General features: G+C 70.0%; 15 protein-coding genes. 7 read left to right on the top strand and 8 right to left on the bottom strand.

The features are described 5' to 3' along the window. Positions 1 to 205 precede the first annotated feature (205 nt). The 4 genes from tatA (at position 206) to lnt (ending at position 5,361) form a co-directional block, all read left to right on the top strand. Positions 206 to 469 carry a twin-arginine translocase TatA/TatE family subunit gene (gene tatA, locus ASG00_RS09845; RefSeq protein WP_045248132.1) on the top strand — a complete coding sequence of 88 codons (264 nt, stop codon included), beginning with the start codon at positions 206 to 208 and terminating at the stop codon, positions 467 to 469. Between the two features lie 64 nt (positions 470 to 533). After that, positions 534 to 1,289: a twin-arginine translocase subunit TatC gene (tatC, locus tag ASG00_RS09840; protein ID WP_056209249.1), complete on the top strand. Its 756-nt coding sequence runs from the start codon at positions 534 to 536 to the stop codon at positions 1,287 to 1,289. Between the two features lie 74 nt (positions 1,290 to 1,363). Beyond that, complete coding sequence (locus ASG00_RS09835; RefSeq protein ID WP_082483197.1) at positions 1,364 to 3,739, top strand: DEAD/DEAH box helicase; 2,376 nt, start codon at positions 1,364 to 1,366, stop codon at positions 3,737 to 3,739. Positions 3,740 to 3,741: 2 nt separating this feature from the next. Then, a complete protein-coding gene (gene lnt, locus ASG00_RS09830; RefSeq protein ID WP_156454693.1) occupies positions 3,742 to 5,361 on the top strand; it encodes an apolipoprotein N-acyltransferase in 1,620 nt (539 codons plus the stop codon). Here lnt and ASG00_RS09825 read toward each other — a convergent pair. The 4 genes from ASG00_RS09825 to ASG00_RS09810 all read right to left on the bottom strand — a co-directional run bounded on the left by ASG00_RS09825 (position 5,358) and on the right by ASG00_RS09810 (position 8,029). After that, on the bottom strand, positions 5,358 to 5,732 hold the full coding sequence (locus tag ASG00_RS09825; RefSeq protein WP_045248130.1) for an RNA polymerase-binding protein RbpA: 375 nt from the start codon (positions 5,730 to 5,732) through the stop codon (positions 5,358 to 5,360). The two genes, lnt and ASG00_RS09825, sit on opposite strands and share 4 nt — an antisense overlap. Before the next feature lie 109 nt (positions 5,733 to 5,841). After that, positions 5,842 to 6,621 (bottom strand): glycerophosphodiester phosphodiesterase family protein, encoded by a 780-nt coding sequence (locus ASG00_RS09820; RefSeq protein WP_056209069.1) that lies wholly within the window; start codon positions 6,619 to 6,621, stop codon positions 5,842 to 5,844. Further along, positions 6,618 to 7,559: an SPFH domain-containing protein gene (locus ASG00_RS09815; RefSeq protein ID WP_045248128.1), complete on the bottom strand. Its 942-nt coding sequence runs from the start codon at positions 7,557 to 7,559 to the stop codon at positions 6,618 to 6,620. Before ASG00_RS09815 ends, ASG00_RS09820 begins: the two co-directional genes overlap by 4 nt. Next, positions 7,556 to 8,029: an NfeD family protein gene (locus ASG00_RS09810; RefSeq protein WP_056209066.1), complete on the bottom strand. Its 474-nt coding sequence runs from the start codon at positions 8,027 to 8,029 to the stop codon at positions 7,556 to 7,558. The genes ASG00_RS09815 and ASG00_RS09810 overlap by 4 nt, the downstream gene beginning before the upstream one ends. 148 nt (positions 8,030 to 8,177) lie before the next feature. Between ASG00_RS09810 and ASG00_RS09805 the strand changes: the two genes are divergently transcribed. Together ASG00_RS09805 and ASG00_RS09800 are read left to right on the top strand one after the other, a co-directional pair. Further along, positions 8,178 to 8,951 carry an SDR family oxidoreductase gene (locus ASG00_RS09805; RefSeq protein WP_056209061.1) on the top strand — a complete coding sequence of 258 codons (774 nt, stop codon included), beginning with the start codon at positions 8,178 to 8,180 and terminating at the stop codon, positions 8,949 to 8,951. Between the two features lie 2 nt (positions 8,952 to 8,953). Beyond that, positions 8,954 to 10,948, top strand: a complete 1,995-nt coding sequence (locus tag ASG00_RS09800) for a S9 family peptidase (protein WP_056209058.1) — start codon at positions 8,954 to 8,956, stop codon at positions 10,946 to 10,948. Between the two features lie 26 nt (positions 10,949 to 10,974). Here ASG00_RS09800 and ASG00_RS09795 read toward each other — a convergent pair whose 3' ends face one another. From ASG00_RS09795 to lgt, 3 genes are all read right to left on the bottom strand, one after another. Further along, positions 10,975 to 11,532 (bottom strand): HdeD family acid-resistance protein, encoded by a 558-nt coding sequence (locus ASG00_RS09795; RefSeq protein ID WP_056209055.1) that lies wholly within the window; start codon positions 11,530 to 11,532, stop codon positions 10,975 to 10,977. A gap of 131 nt (positions 11,533 to 11,663) precedes the next feature. Further along, positions 11,664 to 12,206: a Dps family protein gene (locus ASG00_RS09790; protein WP_056209052.1), complete on the bottom strand. Its 543-nt coding sequence runs from the start codon at positions 12,204 to 12,206 to the stop codon at positions 11,664 to 11,666. A gap of 74 nt (positions 12,207 to 12,280) precedes the next feature. Next, a complete protein-coding gene (lgt, locus tag ASG00_RS09785; protein ID WP_056209049.1) occupies positions 12,281 to 13,171 on the bottom strand; it encodes a prolipoprotein diacylglyceryl transferase in 891 nt (296 codons plus the stop codon). Positions 13,172 to 13,332: 161 nt separating this feature from the next. Here lgt and ASG00_RS09780 point away from each other — a divergent pair, with 161 nt between their 5' ends. After that, positions 13,333 to 14,136: a hypothetical protein gene (locus tag ASG00_RS09780; RefSeq protein WP_056518565.1), complete on the top strand. Its 804-nt coding sequence runs from the start codon at positions 13,333 to 13,335 to the stop codon at positions 14,134 to 14,136. Positions 14,137 to 14,259: 123 nt separating this feature from the next. On the opposite strand, the gene ASG00_RS09775 is transcribed toward ASG00_RS09780, so the two are convergent. Next, positions 14,260 to 15,249: HoxN/HupN/NixA family nickel/cobalt transporter (locus tag ASG00_RS09775; protein WP_235559472.1), on the bottom strand; the 990-nt coding region annotated here is incomplete at its 5' end.

The raw sequence follows: 15,249 nt of genomic DNA, 5'->3' as shown, positions 1-15,249 counted from the left end.
CCCGCCGCGGCGGCGACGTCGAGATCCTTGCGCCCGAGAGCGCGCGTCGCGCGGCCCGCGACTGGGCGGCGGCGGCGCTCGCGCAATACGATCCCGCCTGAGTCGATCGTTCACAGGATTCGCAGAGACGAATCCGGGGCGTCACGGCGTCGCCGGGTGCACGCGAGGCTAGACTCGGGGAAACACGCCTGCGGTGAGGAGAATCATGGGCATCTTCGGTAACGCATTCGGGTGGCCCCACCTGCTGATCCTGGTGCTGATCATCGTCCTGCTGTTCGGCGCCGCCAAGCTTCCCGCTCTCGCGAAGAGCCTCGGCCAGTCGGCCCGCGTCTTCCGCGGCGAGATGAAGGCACTCAAGGACGACGAGAAGAAGGATGCCGCGGCATCCGCGACCTCGGAGTCCACCGAGGCGCCCGGTTCGACCCCGGCCTCGCCGTCGAGCACGAACTCGTCCTCGACGACCTCCTGAACCGGTGACCGCGGCCGACCTGCCGCGCATCGGCGAGCCCGGCGGCCCGAAGCGCGACAAGCGCATGTCGCTGGGTCAGCACTTGCGCGAGCTGCGCAAGCGCATCGTCTTCGCGCTGATCGGGCTCGTGGCCGGCATGGTGATCGCGGCGTTCCTCACCGATCCGATCATCGCGCTGCTGACCCACCCGATCGCCGTCGTGGCCGAGTCCCGCGGCAATGACCTCGCGGCCCTCAACTTCAACTCGATCACGGCGGGCTTCGATCTGCGACTGCGCATCGCCTTCGCCGTCGGCATCATCCTGTCGGCGCCGGTCTGGATCTGGCAGGTGTGGGCGTTCATCATGCCCGGCCTCACCCGCAAGGAGATGCAGTACACGATCGGCTTCATGCTGGCGGCGATCCCGCTCTTCTTCGGCGGATGCGCGGTCGGGTGGCTGATCATGCCGCACATCATCGAACTGATGTCGGGGCTCGTGCCCGAGCAGGGGGCGCTGTTCCTGCAGTACGACTACTACTACGACTTCGTGTTCAAGCTGCTGCTGGTCGTGGGCATCGCGTTCGTGCTGCCGGTGTTCCTCGTGGCGCTGAACCTGTCGGGCATCGTCAGCGGTCGCGCGATCTTCAAGGGCTGGCGCATCGCCGTGCTCGTGGCCGCCGTGTTCGCGGCGGTCGCGACCCCCGCCGCCGACATCACCTCGATGCTGCTGCTCGCGGGCATCCTCATCGTGCTGTACATCGCCGCCGCGTCGGTGTCGGTGCTGTTCGACTGGCGCAAGGCCCGGCGCGTCCGGCTCGATCTCGCCGGGCCGGAGGCGTGAGCGCCCCCGACGCGGGGCACGCGTCGCGCCGGGACGGCGAGTCGGGGCATCCGGTCACCGACGAGTTCGCGGCGATGCAGCGGTTCCGGCTCGATCCGTTCCAGCTCGAGGGATGCCGCGCCCTCGAAGAGGGTCGCAGCGTGCTGGTCGCCGCGCCGACCGGTGCTGGCAAGACGATCGTCGGCGAGTTCGCGGTGCACCTCGCGATGCGGGAGCCGTCGGACAAGGCGTTCTACACGACCCCGATGAAGGCGCTGTCGAACCAGAAGTTCCGAGAGCTGCAGGACGTCTACGGCCCCGAGAACGTCGGCCTGCTCACCGGTGACACGAACATCAACGGGAATGCCCGCGTCGTGGTGATGACGACCGAGGTGCTGCGCAACATGCTCTACGCCGACTCGCCCGCGCTGCGCGACCTGCGCTACGTCGTGATGGACGAGGTGCACTTCCTCGCCGACCGCTTCCGCGGCGCGGTGTGGGAGGAGGTCATCATCCACCTGCCGCGCCGAGTGCGGCTCGTGTCACTGTCGGCGACGGTCTCCAACGCGGAGGAGTTCGGCGATTGGCTCGACACTGTGCGCGGTGAGACGGACATCATCGTGTCGGAGAACCGGCCCGTGCCGCTCGAGCAGCACGTGCTCGTGCGCGGCGATCTGCTGCCGCTGTTCGACGATCGTGCGGGCGTCGCCGCCGCGCAGGTGAATCGCGAACTGCTGCGGATGCGGTCGGGCTCTGGCGTCGCGCAGGAGAACAATCGCCGCCTGCAGGCGCACCGACAGGGTGGGAACGGCGGCCGAGGCGCGCGCTTCGTGCACCACGGCAACCCGCGCCGCGCCGAGCGCATCGATCGCCCGCACGTCGTGGACCTGCTCGAGAGGGCCACGCTGCTGCCGGCGATCTTCTTCATCTTCAGCCGGGTGGGCTGCGACGCCGCCGTGCAGCAGGTGCGTCGCTCGGGGCTGCGGTTGACGACCGCCGAGGAGCGTGCGGAGATCCGCCGGGTCGTCGACGAGCGCACCCGCCTGCTCGCCGACGAGGATCTCGCCGTGCTCGGAGTGTGGGAATGGCGCGAGAACCTGGAACGCGGCATCGCCGCGCACCACGCCGGTCTCCTGCCGGCGTTCAAAGAGGTCGTCGAGGAGCTCTTCCAGCGCAAGCTCGTGAAGGTGGTGTTCGCGACCGAGACCCTCGCGCTCGGCATCAACATGCCGGCGCGCACCGTCGTGCTCGAGAAGCTCGAGAAGTTCAACGGCGAGGCGCGGGTGGCGATCACGTCGGGGGAGTACACACAGCTCACCGGGCGCGCCGGACGCCGGGGCATCGACGTCGAGGGGCACGCCGTCGTGCAGTGGACGGAAGGGATGGACCCGCAGGCCGTCGCGGCCCTGGCCTCCCGTCGCACCTACCCGTTGAACTCCAGCTTCCGCCCGACGTACAACATGGCGGTCAATCTCATCGACCAGTTCGGTCGTCCGCGTGCGAGGGAGATCCTCGAGTCGTCGTTCGCGCAGTTCCAGGCCGACCGATCCGTCGTCGGCGTCGCCCGGCAGGTCAAGGAGGCCGAGGCGTCGCTGGAGGGCTACCGCGAGGCGATGACCTGCGACCGCGGCGACTACGTCGCGTACTCGTCGATCCGTCGGGAGCTCAGCGACCTCGAGAAGATCAACCGACGGGATGCCACGGCTCCCCGCTCCCTGCGCGATCAGCGTCAGAAGCAGATCCAGCGGCTGCGCACGTCGATGCAGCGGCATCCGTGCCATTCGTGCCCCGAGCGCGAGGATCACGCCCGCTGGGCGGAGCGCTACTGGAAGCTGCGCCGCGACACGGACCGCCAGCGTCGCCAGATCGAGTCGCGCACGGGCACCGTCGCGCGGGTGTTCGACCGGGTCGTCGATGTGCTCGAGGCCCTCGACTACGTGCGGGCGGGCGAGGACGGCACCGCGACGCTGACCGACGCAGGTCGCACGATGAGGCGCATCTACGGTGAGCGCGACCTCCTGGTCGCGGAAGCGCTGCGCACCCGCATCTGGGAAGGTCTGGATGCCGCGGCCCTCGCGGCGCTCGTGTGCGCCTTGGTGTACGAGCCGCGGCGTGACGAACGCGGCGCGGGGGAGGCGGGCCTGCCCCGCGGACGCTTCCGCGAGGCGCTCAGTGCCACGGAGACGCTGTGGCAGCGTCTCGACGATCTGGAGCAGGATCACCATCTGCCGGGCTCGGAGCCGCCCGCCCTCGGCCTCAGTCAGGCGATGCACTCGTGGGCCCGGGGCGCCCTGCTCGATCGCGTGCTCACCGAGGCCGACATGGCGGCAGGCGACTTCGTGCGGTGGGCCAAGCAGACGATCGATCTGCTCGACCAGCTCTCCCTCGTCGCCGACGGCGAGCTCGCTCGCACCGCCCGCGCGGCGTTGGATGCGGTGCGTCGCGGAATCGTCGCCTACGCCTCGGTCTGACGATGGGGCTCAGCGTGCGCGCGGGGATCGCCGCCTACAGTGATCGAGTGCCCGCGTCCCCGCCTCGCCTGTTCCCGCTGTGGCTCGCATCGCTGCTCTCGGTGGTCGCCGGCCTCGCACTTACGACGGCGTTCCCGTCGCTCGCATGGTGGCCGATGGCATTTCCCGCCGTCGTGCTGGCTCTCGCGACGCTCGTCGGTCGCGGCGTGTGGGGGAGCGTGCTGTGCGGGCTCCTCTTCGGGCTCTCGTTCTTCCTCGTGAACGTGTCGTTCACGGGTCGATACCTCGGACCGATCCCGTGGATCGCCCTGTCGGTGCTGGAGGCGGCGCTCGTCGCGATCGCGTCGATCCCGATCTCGCTCGCGTATCGGTGGATGCCGCGGCTCCTTCCCGGCCCGTGGGGCCGTACCCTCGTGCTCGCCCTGGTCGTCGCCGGTCTCTGGACCGCTCGCGAGGTGCTCGTCGGCACCTTCCCCTACGGCGGGTTCCCGTGGGCCCGCCTCGGCATGACCCAGGCCGACAGCCCCCTCGCGCGCGTCGCCTCGTGGACGGGGATCAGCGGGCTGACCTTTCTGATGGTGTTCGTGTGCGCGGCCGCGCTCGAGGTGATCCGGCTGCGACGGCGCGCCGTGTGGGCAGCGATCCCGGCGGCCGTCGTCGCGGTCGTGCTGTTCGCGCTGCCCGCCTTCCCGACGACGGCGAACGGCACGCTGCGGGTGGGCTGGGTGCAGGGCAACGGTCCCGCCGGGTACTTCGACTCCCGCACCGCCGACGCCGTTCTCGACGCGCAGCTGAAGGCGACGGCTCCCATCGCCAACGAGCGCATGGATGTCCTCCTCTGGCCCGAAGGCGGCGTCGACTCCGACCCCACCCACAACTCCGCCACGGCCGCCGTGCTCGATGCGGTGTCCGCCCAGGTGCAGGCGCCGCTGCTCATGAACGCGGCGACCGAGCGGGGCGCCGACGTCTTCAACAGCTCCATGATGTGGCTGGACGGGGCGGGGGCCACACAGACGTACGACAAGCGGCATCCCGTGCCGTTCGGCGAGTACGTGCCCGATCGCGACTTCTTCTACGCGCTCGCACCCGATCTCGTCGGACTCATCCAGCGCGGCTACACGCCGGGAACCGCCGCGCCGGTCATGTCGGTGGCAGGCACCACCGTCGGGCTCGCGATCTGCTTCGACGTGATCTACGACGACGTCGTCCACGATGCGGCGCGGGACGGGGCATCCGTCTACCTGCTGCAGACGAACAACGCAGACTTCCGCGGCACCGACGAAAACCTGCAGCAGCTGGCCTTCGCCCGCATGCGCGCCATCGAGACCGGGCGCGCCGTCGTCAACCTGTCGACCGTCGGCACGAGCCAGGTCATCGCCCCGGACGGCTCGGTGATCGCGGGCCTCGCGGCCGACGAGCCCGGGGCGGCGGTGACGGATGTCCCGCTGCGCACCGGGCTGACACCCGCCGTCGTCATCGGCGACGGCGTACAGGTCGTGCTCGTCGCCGGGTCGCTCGTCGCCCTCGTGGGGGCCGGTGGCGCGCTGCTGTGGCGCCGACGGAGGTACGCCAAGACGCCGGCTCCCGCAGGGGGAACCGGCGTCGACGTGGAGCGCGGTTAGGCGCTCTTCTTCGCGGTGCTCTCCGAGCCGCGGCGCTCGCGCAGGTACGCCAGGCGCTCCTCGAGGATCTCCTCGAGCTCGGGGATGGTGCGGCGTTCCAGGAGCATGTCCCAGTGGGTGCGGGGCGCCTTGTCGTCGCTGTGATCGATCGTCACGGTGCCCTCGCCCACGCGAAGCACGGCCTCACCGCCGCATGAGCGGCACTCCCAGGTCTCGGGAGCTTCGGCATCGGCCGCGAACGTCAGGGTGGTGTCCTTGCCGCAGACGCTGCAGACGTAGGTACGCTGCATGCGCTCATGGAGAATGACGCCCTCTTCGCTCTGTAGGCTCTGGGCGCCGAGTCGGATTCCGCGGAGGCTGCGATCTGCCATTGTGTGGTCCTCTCGTCGCTGTCGCTTGACTGGTATAACGCCATGACCTGGACGGATCATCCACGGCGCCCCAGCGGGGCCTGAACTCCCAGTGGTTCTCCAGGCCCGGTCACGACCGGGCGCGTCGCAGCAGGTGCAGTGCGGCGTCGGCCCGATCGGTCACGATCCCGTCGACGCCCAGCGTGACGAGGCGCGTCATCTCGCCCGGGTCGTTGATCGTCCATACGTGCACCTCGACGCTGTGCGCGTGGGCATCGTCGATCAGTCGACGGGTGACGACGGGCACCGGTCCCTGACGCACGGGAACCTGCAGCGCGTCGACCCCCGCGACCGCACGCCCGAACGCCCGGCGGAGCCGCACGGCGCTCGCTCCGACGGCACGCGCGACGACAGAGCTTCCCGCGGAGGTCGCGGGCTCTCCGCCCGCCGCCTCCGCCGCGGCGAGCGCCCGCCGCCGACGGGCATCGTCGAAGCTGGTCACCAGCACTCGCGCCGCGTGCGGAGCGACGAGGCGGCCCACAGGCTCGGCCGCGGCATCCGCCTTCACATCGAGGTTGAACCGCACGGTGGGGAACGCGTCGAGCGTGTCGGCGAGCACCGCGAGACCGCCGCGCTCCCGCATGAGCGCCTCGAGCTCGACGGTGGTCACCTCGGAGAGGCGCCGCGGGTCGCCCGTGACCCGGGAGAGGTCGCTGTCGTGGAAGAGCACGACGGTGCCGTCGGCGGTGAGGTGACAATCGGACTCGACGATGTCGGCACCGACAGCGTGGGCCGCCGCAATCGCGGCGAGGCTGTTCTCGGCGATGCCGGATGCGGCCGCCTCTGCCGTCACCAGGCCGCGGTGGGCCAACACGCGGGGGAGCGGCCCCGCGAGGAAGGGGTGCGTCACGCGGTCGGCTCTCCGGGCTTCGGCGCGGATGCCGCGGCGCGCCCGGCGGCGCCCGAGAACCCGCCCGCGATCTGGGAGAGGGCGTCGGTCAGCTCGCTCGGGATGATCCAGAGCTTGCTCGACGGGCTCTCGCTGATCTTCGGGAGCGTCTGCAGGTACTGGTAGGCCAGCAGCTTCTCGTCGGGGTTGCCCGCGTGGATCGCGTCGAACACGGCCTGGATGGCCTGCGCCTCGCCCTCGGCGCGCAGGATCTGCGCCTGCTTGTCACCCTCGGCCTTGAGGATCTCGGCCTGCCGGCGCCCCTCGGCCTCGAGGATCTGCGACTGCTTCGACCCCTCCGCCGTGAGGATCGCGGCGCGGCGGTCGCGCTCCGCGCGCATCTGCTTCTCCATCGAGTCCTGGATGGACACGGGCGGGTCGATGGCCTTCAACTCGACGCGCGAGACGCGGATGCCCCACTTGCCCGTGGCTTCGTCGAGCACGACGCGCAGCTGGCCGTTGATCTCGTCTCGGCTGGTGAGCGCCTCCTCGAGGTTGAGCCCGCCGACGACGTTGCGCAGGGTGGTGGTCGTGAGCTGCTCGACGGCGCCGAGGTAGTTCGCGATCTCGTAGGTCGCGGCCCGGGCGTCGGTCACCTGGAAGTACACGACGGTGTCGATCGAGACGACCAGGTTGTCCTCGGTGATCACCGGCTGCGGCGGGAACGACACGACCTGCTCGCGCATGTCGATGAGGGGGCGCAGCCGGTCGATGAACGGCACCAGCAGGTTCAGACCCGGGGCGAGGGTCTTGTGGTAGCGCCCGAGCCTCTCGACGACGCCTGCGGTCGCCTGCGGGATGATGCGCACGGCGCGGGAGAGCACCACGAGCACGAAGATGACGATCGCGATCGCGAGTCCCCAGCCGATCGCGACGGGGATGATGGAGTCGGGGTTCATACCGGGAGCCCTTCGGTGCGGCGGATGACATGGACGTGCGCCCCGGCGACGCGGTCGACGCTGACCTCGGTGCCGGGTTCGAGAACGGATGCCGCGTCGGCCCGCGCGCTCCAGATCTCGCCGTTCGCGAGCCGCACCTGGCCGCCGGTGGCGTCGATCGTGGCGACGACGCGTCCGGACATCCCGATGAGGGCGGCGACGTTGGTCGGCGTGGGGTCCTCGCCGCGCCGCAGGCGTCGCAGCAGCGGCGGCCGGATCAGCAGCAGCAGGAGCACGGCGACAACCGCGACGATCACGACCTGGAGCCAGAGCGGCGCGCCGGTGAGGGCTGAGACAAGGCCCGCGAGCGAGGCGATGCCGAACATCAGGAAGAGGAAGTCGAGGGTGAGCATCTCGACGACGAGAAAGACGGCGGCGAGCGCGATCCAGACGATCCAGGCGAACTGCGTGATCGCGGTGACGATGTCCATACGGGCCTCCTCGCTGTCTCGAGCCTAACAGCGGGAGGGCGTGCGCGAGCCGTTATCACCAGGCCGGATGACGGGTGGTTGGTAGGGTCGAAGGCGGCCCGCGGCATCCTCATCCGCGGCATTCGACACGTCATCCCAGGAGTCCTCCGTGACCGAGCACCTCGTTCCCCTTGCCCCCGGCAGCCTCGCCGGAAAGACCGCCCTCGTCACCGGGTCGTCGCGGGGGATCGGCGCCGACACCGTGCGCTACTTCGCCCAGGCGGGCGCCAACGTCGTCATCAACTTCCGCAACAAGGCCCCGCGGGCCGAGAAGCTCGCCGCCGAGCTGCGCGAGCTGGGCGTCGGCGCGCTCGTCGTCGGCGCCGACCTCACCGACCCGGCGTCCGTCGCGGCCATGTTCGAGGCGGCCGCGGCGGAGTTCGGCGGGCTCGACATCCTCGTGCTCAACGCCTCCGGCGGCATGGAGTCGGGCATGGCGCCCGACTACGCGCTGCAGCTGAACCGCGACGCCCAGGTCAGCGTGCTCACCACGGCGCTCCCGCACCTGAACGCCGAGGCGCGGATCGTGTTCGTCACGAGCCACCAGGCGCACTTCATCCGTACGACGCCCACCATGGCCGAGTACGAGCCGGTGGCGCTCTCGAAGCGCGCGGGCGAGGATGCGCTGCGCGCCTTCATCCCGACACTCGACGAGAAGGGGATCGGCTTCACCGTCGTCTCCGGCGACATGATCGAGGGCACGATCACCGCGACCCTGCTCGAGCGCGCGAACCCCGGCGCGATCGCCGCACGGCGTGACGACGCCGGCAAGCTCTACAACGTCGCCGAGTTCGCCGCCGAGGTCGCCCTCGCCGCCGTCGACCCGGTTCCGGCCGACAACACCCGACTCGTCGGAGACACGAGCTCATTCCTGGGGGAGTGACCATGCGTGCCGCAGACATCGAGAAGCTCGTCTCCGTCTCCCGGCCAGCCGTCGCTCCCGACGGTTCGTTCGCGGTCTACGCGACCTCGCGACCCGACGTCGCGGCCAACCGTGCCGTCGGGCAGCTGTGGCGTATCGACCTGCCCGGTGGCGCGCCGCGACGTCTCACCCGGGGCATCGCCGACCGTGCGCCGCGGCTGTCGCCCGACGGCACCGTGGTCGCGTTCCTGCGCGGGGACGCGAAGGGCTCGGCGCAGATCCACGTCGTGCCCGCACTCGGCGGCGAGCCCGTGCAGGTCACCGACGCACCGCTCGGCGTCAGCTCGTTCGTCTTCTCACCCGACGGCGGCACGTTCGCCTACCTCGCGCTCGTGCCCGAGAAGGGGCGGTACGGCACGGTCGACGGGCTGGGTGCGGCATCCGAGTCGCCCCGGCGCGTGACGGGCCTGCGCTGGCACGCCAACGGACTCGGGTACACGCTCGACCGCCCGTCGCACGTCTTCGTCGTGCCGGTGCCGGATGCCGCGGGCGAGCCGTTCTACGCCCCGGCCCCGCGCGTCGTGGCGGAGGGGGAGGAGCCGCCGACACCGCGGGTCGTGCCCGCGGAGGCCACGGCGCTGACCTCGGGGGCGGTGTGGCACGACCTGCTCGCGTTCACCCCGGACGGCACCGAGGTGATCACCTCGCCGTCGCCGATCGTCGACGAGCGCATCGACCTGCGCTCGCGGCTCGTCGCTGTGCGGGTCGACGGGGGAGGGGAGCGCGAGGTGCTCGGCCTCGACGCCGGCTACGCGATCGACGAGGTCGTCGCGTCACCCGACGGCGCGCTGTTCGTGCTCGGCCACACGCTCGGCGACTCCCACGTCGACTTCATCGCGCCGGGCGTCGCGCTCGGACTCGTCGACGAGGGATCGGTGCGGCTGCTCACCGACCCCGACGCGCTCGACCTCGGAGAGCCGGGCAGCGCGATCACCCTCGCCGGCGACGACGTGCTGGTGCAGAACCGCACCCGCGGGCGCGTCGAGCTGGTACGCGTCACCCGCGCGGGCGTGACGAGCGTGCTGCTGGCGGACGCCGAGGTCACGGGCGTCGGGGCGGATGCCGCGGGCGCCCGCGTGATCGCCGCGATCGCCGCCCCCGACACCTTCGGCGCTCTGGTCGAGATCGACGGCGACGGCGACCCCCGGCGCATCGTCGACCTCGGCGGCGAGCTGCGGGCGAGCGGCGTTGTGACCCCGGTCGAGACGCAGATCGCCGCCCGCGACGGCTACCCGGTGCACGGGTGGGTGGCGGTTCCCGAGGGTGACGGACCCTTCCCGGTGATCCTGCAGATCCACGGCGGACCGTTCGCCCAGTACGGCGTGCACGTGTTCGACGAGACCCAGGTGCTGGTGGACTCGGGCTACGCCGTCGTCTACTGCAACCCGCGCGGGTCGGCCGGCTACGGACGGGCGCACGGGCGCAGCATCCGTCAGGCGATGGGCACCGTCGACTTCACCGACGTGATCGACTTCCTCGAGGCGGCACTGGCGGCCGACGCGCGCCTCGACGGCACCCGCCTCGGCGTGCAGGGCGGCTCGTACGGCGGCTACCTCACGGCGTGGGTCATCGCGCACGACCACCGGTTCGCCGGCGCGATCGTCGAGCGCGGCTTCCTCGACCCGGAGGCGTTCGTCGGCACGAGCGACATCGGATCGTTCTTCGGGCAGGAGTACGTCGGCACGGATCCGGCGCTCGTCGCCTCGCAGAGCCCTGCCGCCGTGGCGCATCAGGTGCGTACGCCGACGCTCGTGCTGCACTCCGAGCTGGACTTCCGCTGCCCGCTCGAGCAGGCGACGCGGTACTACCTGTCGCTGCGCACGGCCGGCGTCGACGCCGAGATGCTCATCTTCCCCGGAGAGAACCACGAGCTCACGCGCGCGGGCCAGCCGCGTCATCGCGTGGAGCGCTTCGACGCGGTGCTCGACTGGTGGCGCCGGGTGCTGCCGACCGACTGAGCGGTCGCCGCACCCGGCGCCTCAGATCACGCGGACTTGCCGAAGGTGAAGGCGCGGATGATCTGCACGATGCCGAGCACGAGCAGTGACGCGCCGACGAAGATCCAGAGGAACGCCGCCCCGATCGCGGGGGAGAAGAGCAGCGTGATGCCGGCCAGCAGGCTGACGATCGCGTAGAAGATCGTCCAGCCGCGGCCCGACGAGCCGTCGAGCGTGGTGAGCGCGACGACGCCCTCGACGATCCAGGTGATGCCGACGAACACGCCGACGAACACCGCGAGGAAGATGGTCGCGCTCGTGAGGTTCGAGAACGCGACGATGCCGGCGGCGATGAACACGATGCCGAGCAGGATGTGGCCGATGCGCGACCAGAGCCCGCGCACCTTCGAGAAGATGCCGAGTCCGAGGTAGACGAGACCGGAGACGATCGCGTAGATCGCGATGATGACGGTGCCCACCGAGGCGGTCTTCAACGGCCAGACGAGGATCAGGATGCCGACGATCAGGGCGACGACGCCGCCGATGCCGAGGGCGGTGCGAATGCCGTTGACGGCGGTGTCGGCCGGAGTGGGAGCAGTAGTCATGATGCGTGCTTTCTGTGAGAAACCTGGGGACCCGTGGGCTCACTGTATCGCTCGCGCCGAACGCGGGGGAGAACGTGAAGAGCGGATGTCGCGACGTGACGCCGCGGCATCCGCTCTACACGGTGCGACGGTCAGCGACGCGGGACGCGGTTCTCCGAGCTGACGAGCCACGCGAGCTGTTCGAGACGCTCGAGGATCGCGTGCAAGATGTCGGCGCTCGTCGGATCTTCACCGTCGACGTCGTCGTGCACGCCGCGCACTGTGGCGGTGACCGCATCGATGCGCTCGGTGATGAGGTCGACGACCTCCGAGGTGGACACCTCGCCCTGCGGGAACTCGGGGAGAGTCGTGGTCTCGGCGACGGTGTCGCTGCGGCCGTCGGGAAGGGCGTGGAGTGCGCGCAGCCGCTCAGCCACGGTGTCGGAGAACTCCCGGGCGGCGTCAATGATCTCGTCGAGCTGCAGGTGCGTATCGCGGAAGTTCGTGCCCACGACGTTCCAGTGCGCCTGCTTGCCCTGCAGCGAGAGCTCGATCAGGTCGACGAGCACACGCTGGAGGTTGTCGGCGAGCTGGGCGGACGCGGTGAACCCGGACTCCGCGTTCTGCTCATCGGTCAGCTCGGCGCCGCGCGCGGCTCGTCGGTTGTTCTTGGTGGGAGTGAGGGTGGTGGACATGCGTCCTCCTTCGTCGGGGCCGGATGCCCCCACGCTACGCGCGTGAGGTGACAGCGGGGCCGGAAGGCGGTGTGTTACGCCGCAGGCGCAGGGTCGGCCGTCCGCGGCCGGGAGGCCGGGGCATCCTCGCGGGTGAAGATCGAGGGCTCCGGTTCCGGATGCCGTCTGGTCTGCACGACGAACAGAACGAGACCTGCAACGACAGCGAGCATCGAGGTCCACGAGTTCGCCGGGATGCCGAACAGGCCGTCGCTGGTCGGATCGATGCGGATGAGCTCGAGGAACGTGCGCGCGAACCCGTACCACATGAGGTAGATCGCGAGGACGCGCCCCCATTGCAGGCGCACGCGACGCTCGAGCAGCAGGATCACGGCAACCCCGATGAGGTTCCACACCAGTTCGTACAGGAAGAGGGGCTGGAAGAGGGTTCCGGGTGGCAGGTTCGCCGGGAACTTCGGGTTGGTCGACTCGATCTGAAGCCCCCAGGGGAGGGTCGTCGGAAGGCCGAACAGTTCATGGTTGAACCAGTTGCCGAGACGGCCGATCGCCTGCGCGGCGAGGAGCCCCGGAGCCATGGCATCGGCGAACGAGAGGAAACGGATACCGGCGCGGCGGCAGCCGATCCACACACCGAGCGCGCCGCCGAGCAGCGAGCCGTAGATCGCGTTGCCGCCGTCCCAGATCGCGAACACGTTCCAGAGGTTCGCACCCGGGTAGAAGTAGTCACCCACGTGCGTGAACACGTGATAGAACCGCGCCGCGATGATCCCGAGCGGCACGGCCCACAGGGCGATGTCGATCACCGTCCACGGTGCGACGCCGCGGCGCCGCAGACGCCACTCGGTGAGGAGGACGGCCACCACGATGCCCGCGATGATGCAGAGCGCGTACGTGTGGATTGTCACGGGGCCGATCGAGAACTGCGCCCACGCGGGAGGCGGGCTGGGGATGCTGAGATGCGACATGTGCGAGGCGGCGGGGGTAGGACGCCGTCGGGAACTTTACACCGGCGGGATTTCGATCAGCGGCACGTGCACGCGCGATGGGTAGCCTGGACAGGCGGGCACGCGACGGCGATGCCCGAGATCGACGGGGGAACGTCATGGGGGAGCGGTACATGCGTGGGATGTCGCACGGTCGGGCCGTCGGTGGAGTCATCGCGGCGGTGGTCATCGGCGCACTGACCGGGTGCGCTGCGAACGGCGGCACGCTCGGGGCATCCGGATCGTCCGGGGCGACGGCGTCTCCGTCGGCGACGGATACCCCGGTGGTCACCTCTGTCGGGGCGCCGTTGAGCGGTGTCGGCACGAACCCGCCGACGCCGACCGACGATGCACGTCTCGCGGTGCCGGAGGGCGCACACACCGTCACGTTGTCGTTCTCGTGCGTCGGAACCGGCACCTACACCGTCGACATTCCCGACGCGACGCCCGATCGCCAGGCCGGGCTTGTCGGCGCCTGCGGGTCGACGGCGACGTGGACCTGGACGGTTCGTCCGACGTCATCGCCGAACGTGTCCGTGGTCGTTCCGGACGGCGCCACGTGGACGGCGACGCCGACCTATTCGAGCGCGGTGTTCACGAGCGACTCGTCGCTGTCGGCGGTGTGTGCGGGATTCGGTGCCGCGCAGAGCGCCGTCATGAACGCCATCGAGGGCTACAGCACCGCCCATGCCTTCGGGCTCGAGCAATGGAAGAGCCGTCTCGATGCCGCGGCCGCTCAGTTCACGCAGCTTGCAGCGACCGCGCCCGCGAACGACGCCACGGAGCTCAACGGCTATGCCGCGGCCGTCTCTGCACCGCAGCGCACGCCGGAGGCTCTGCGCCAGGCGTTCTTCACCAACCACCTGTTCCCGGCGTCGACCGGACTGCGCGATGCGTGCGCGGCGAATCAGACTCCGGTGCAGCTCACCGCCGAGTTCGGCGGCTGAGTCCCCGTATAAGCATTATCCGATAATGCGCATTATGTCAGAATAAAGGAGTAGGCCCCGTCCCCACTCCATGCCTGAGGAGCGCTGCGGCCCCCGGCTATGCGATGAAGCCGCGGCATCCGCTCACTTCGTCGGGATCGCGAGGCGGTGTTCGAATCGGCCGAGCCGCCACACGATGACCGCGATCAGCCAGGTCGCGAGCAACGTTCCCACGATCGCGAATCCGAGGACGTCGAGGTTGGTGAACCAGCCGATCGCCGGGATGTCCCAGCCGAGATTGGTGGCCAGCACCGAGGCGAGCTCGAATCCGCCGATCACGAGGGCGATGAACACGCTCATCGCGGTGATGACGACGTTGTAATACACCTTGCGCGCCGCGCCGAGGAACGCCCATCCGTAGGCGAAGTTCATCAGCACGCCGTCGACGGTGTCGAACAGGCACATACCCGCGGCGAACAGGATCGGGAGGGACAGGATCGCCCACCATGGCAGTCCCGCAGCCGCCGCGGTGCCGGAGATCACCAGAAGCGCCACCTCGGTCGCCGTGTCGAATCCGAGGCCGAACAGCACCCCGAGCGGGTAGATCTTCCACGACGCGTCGATGCGGTCGGCCATGCGGCCGAACACACGGTTGAGGAGGCCGCGCTTCGCGAGCTCCTCCTCGAACGCGGCTTCGTCGAACTCCCCCGTGCGCATCCTGCGGAACACGCGCACCATCCCGACTGTCACGAGGGTGTTGATGACGGCGATGATCACGAGGAACGAACCGGACACGGTGGGCCCGATGATCCCCGTGATCGTGTGCAGCAGTGACGCATCGTCGGTGACCTGCCCGGCGACCCAGCCCATTCCCGCGGCGAGCAGCACCGCGAGGGCGAACACGACCGATGAGTGCCCGAGCGAGAAGAAGAATCCGACAGCGAGTGGTCGCTTGCCGTCGGCGGCGAGCTTGCGCGTGGTGTTGTCGATTGCCGCGATGTGGTCGGCGTCGAACGCATGCCTCATGCCGAGGGTCAACGCGAGGATGCCGGTGGCCCAGCCGAAGACCGAGCCGCTCCCGCCCGCGCCCTCCCCCGTGATAGCGACATGCATTCCCGTCGCGGCGGCGACCAG

Source organism: Microbacterium sp. Leaf351, from assembly GCF_001423825.1.
GTDB classification, from domain to species: domain Bacteria; phylum Actinomycetota; class Actinomycetes; order Actinomycetales; family Microbacteriaceae; genus Microbacterium; species Microbacterium ginsengisoli.
This window is presented reverse-complemented; position numbering and strand designations above follow the sequence as displayed.

Coding starts and splice junctions, on each gene's coding strand:
- tatA (WP_045248132.1), top strand. CDS start 206: ATGGGCATCTTCGGTAACGCATTCGGGTGGCCCCACCTGCTGATCCTG.
- tatC (WP_056209249.1), top strand. CDS start 534: ATGTCGCTGGGTCAGCACTTGCGCGAGCTGCGCAAGCGCATCGTCTTC.
- ASG00_RS09835 (WP_082483197.1), top strand. CDS start 1,364: ATGCAGCGGTTCCGGCTCGATCCGTTCCAGCTCGAGGGATGCCGCGCC.
- lnt (WP_156454693.1), top strand. CDS start 3,742: ATGGGGCTCAGCGTGCGCGCGGGGATCGCCGCCTACAGTGATCGAGTG.
- ASG00_RS09825 (WP_045248130.1), bottom strand. CDS start 5,732: ATGGCAGATCGCAGCCTCCGCGGAATCCGACTCGGCGCCCAGAGCCTA.
- ASG00_RS09815 (WP_045248128.1), bottom strand. CDS start 7,559: ATGAACCCCGACTCCATCATCCCCGTCGCGATCGGCTGGGGACTCGCG.
- ASG00_RS09810 (WP_056209066.1), bottom strand. CDS start 8,029: ATGGACATCGTCACCGCGATCACGCAGTTCGCCTGGATCGTCTGGATC.
- ASG00_RS09800 (WP_056209058.1), top strand. CDS start 8,954: ATGCGTGCCGCAGACATCGAGAAGCTCGTCTCCGTCTCCCGGCCAGCC.
- ASG00_RS09795 (WP_056209055.1), bottom strand. CDS start 11,532: ATGACTACTGCTCCCACTCCGGCCGACACCGCCGTCAACGGCATTCGC.
- ASG00_RS09790 (WP_056209052.1), bottom strand. CDS start 12,206: ATGTCCACCACCCTCACTCCCACCAAGAACAACCGACGAGCCGCGCGC.
- lgt (WP_056209049.1), bottom strand. CDS start 13,171: ATGTCGCATCTCAGCATCCCCAGCCCGCCTCCCGCGTGGGCGCAGTTC.
- ASG00_RS09780 (WP_056518565.1), top strand. CDS start 13,333: ATGTCGCACGGTCGGGCCGTCGGTGGAGTCATCGCGGCGGTGGTCATC.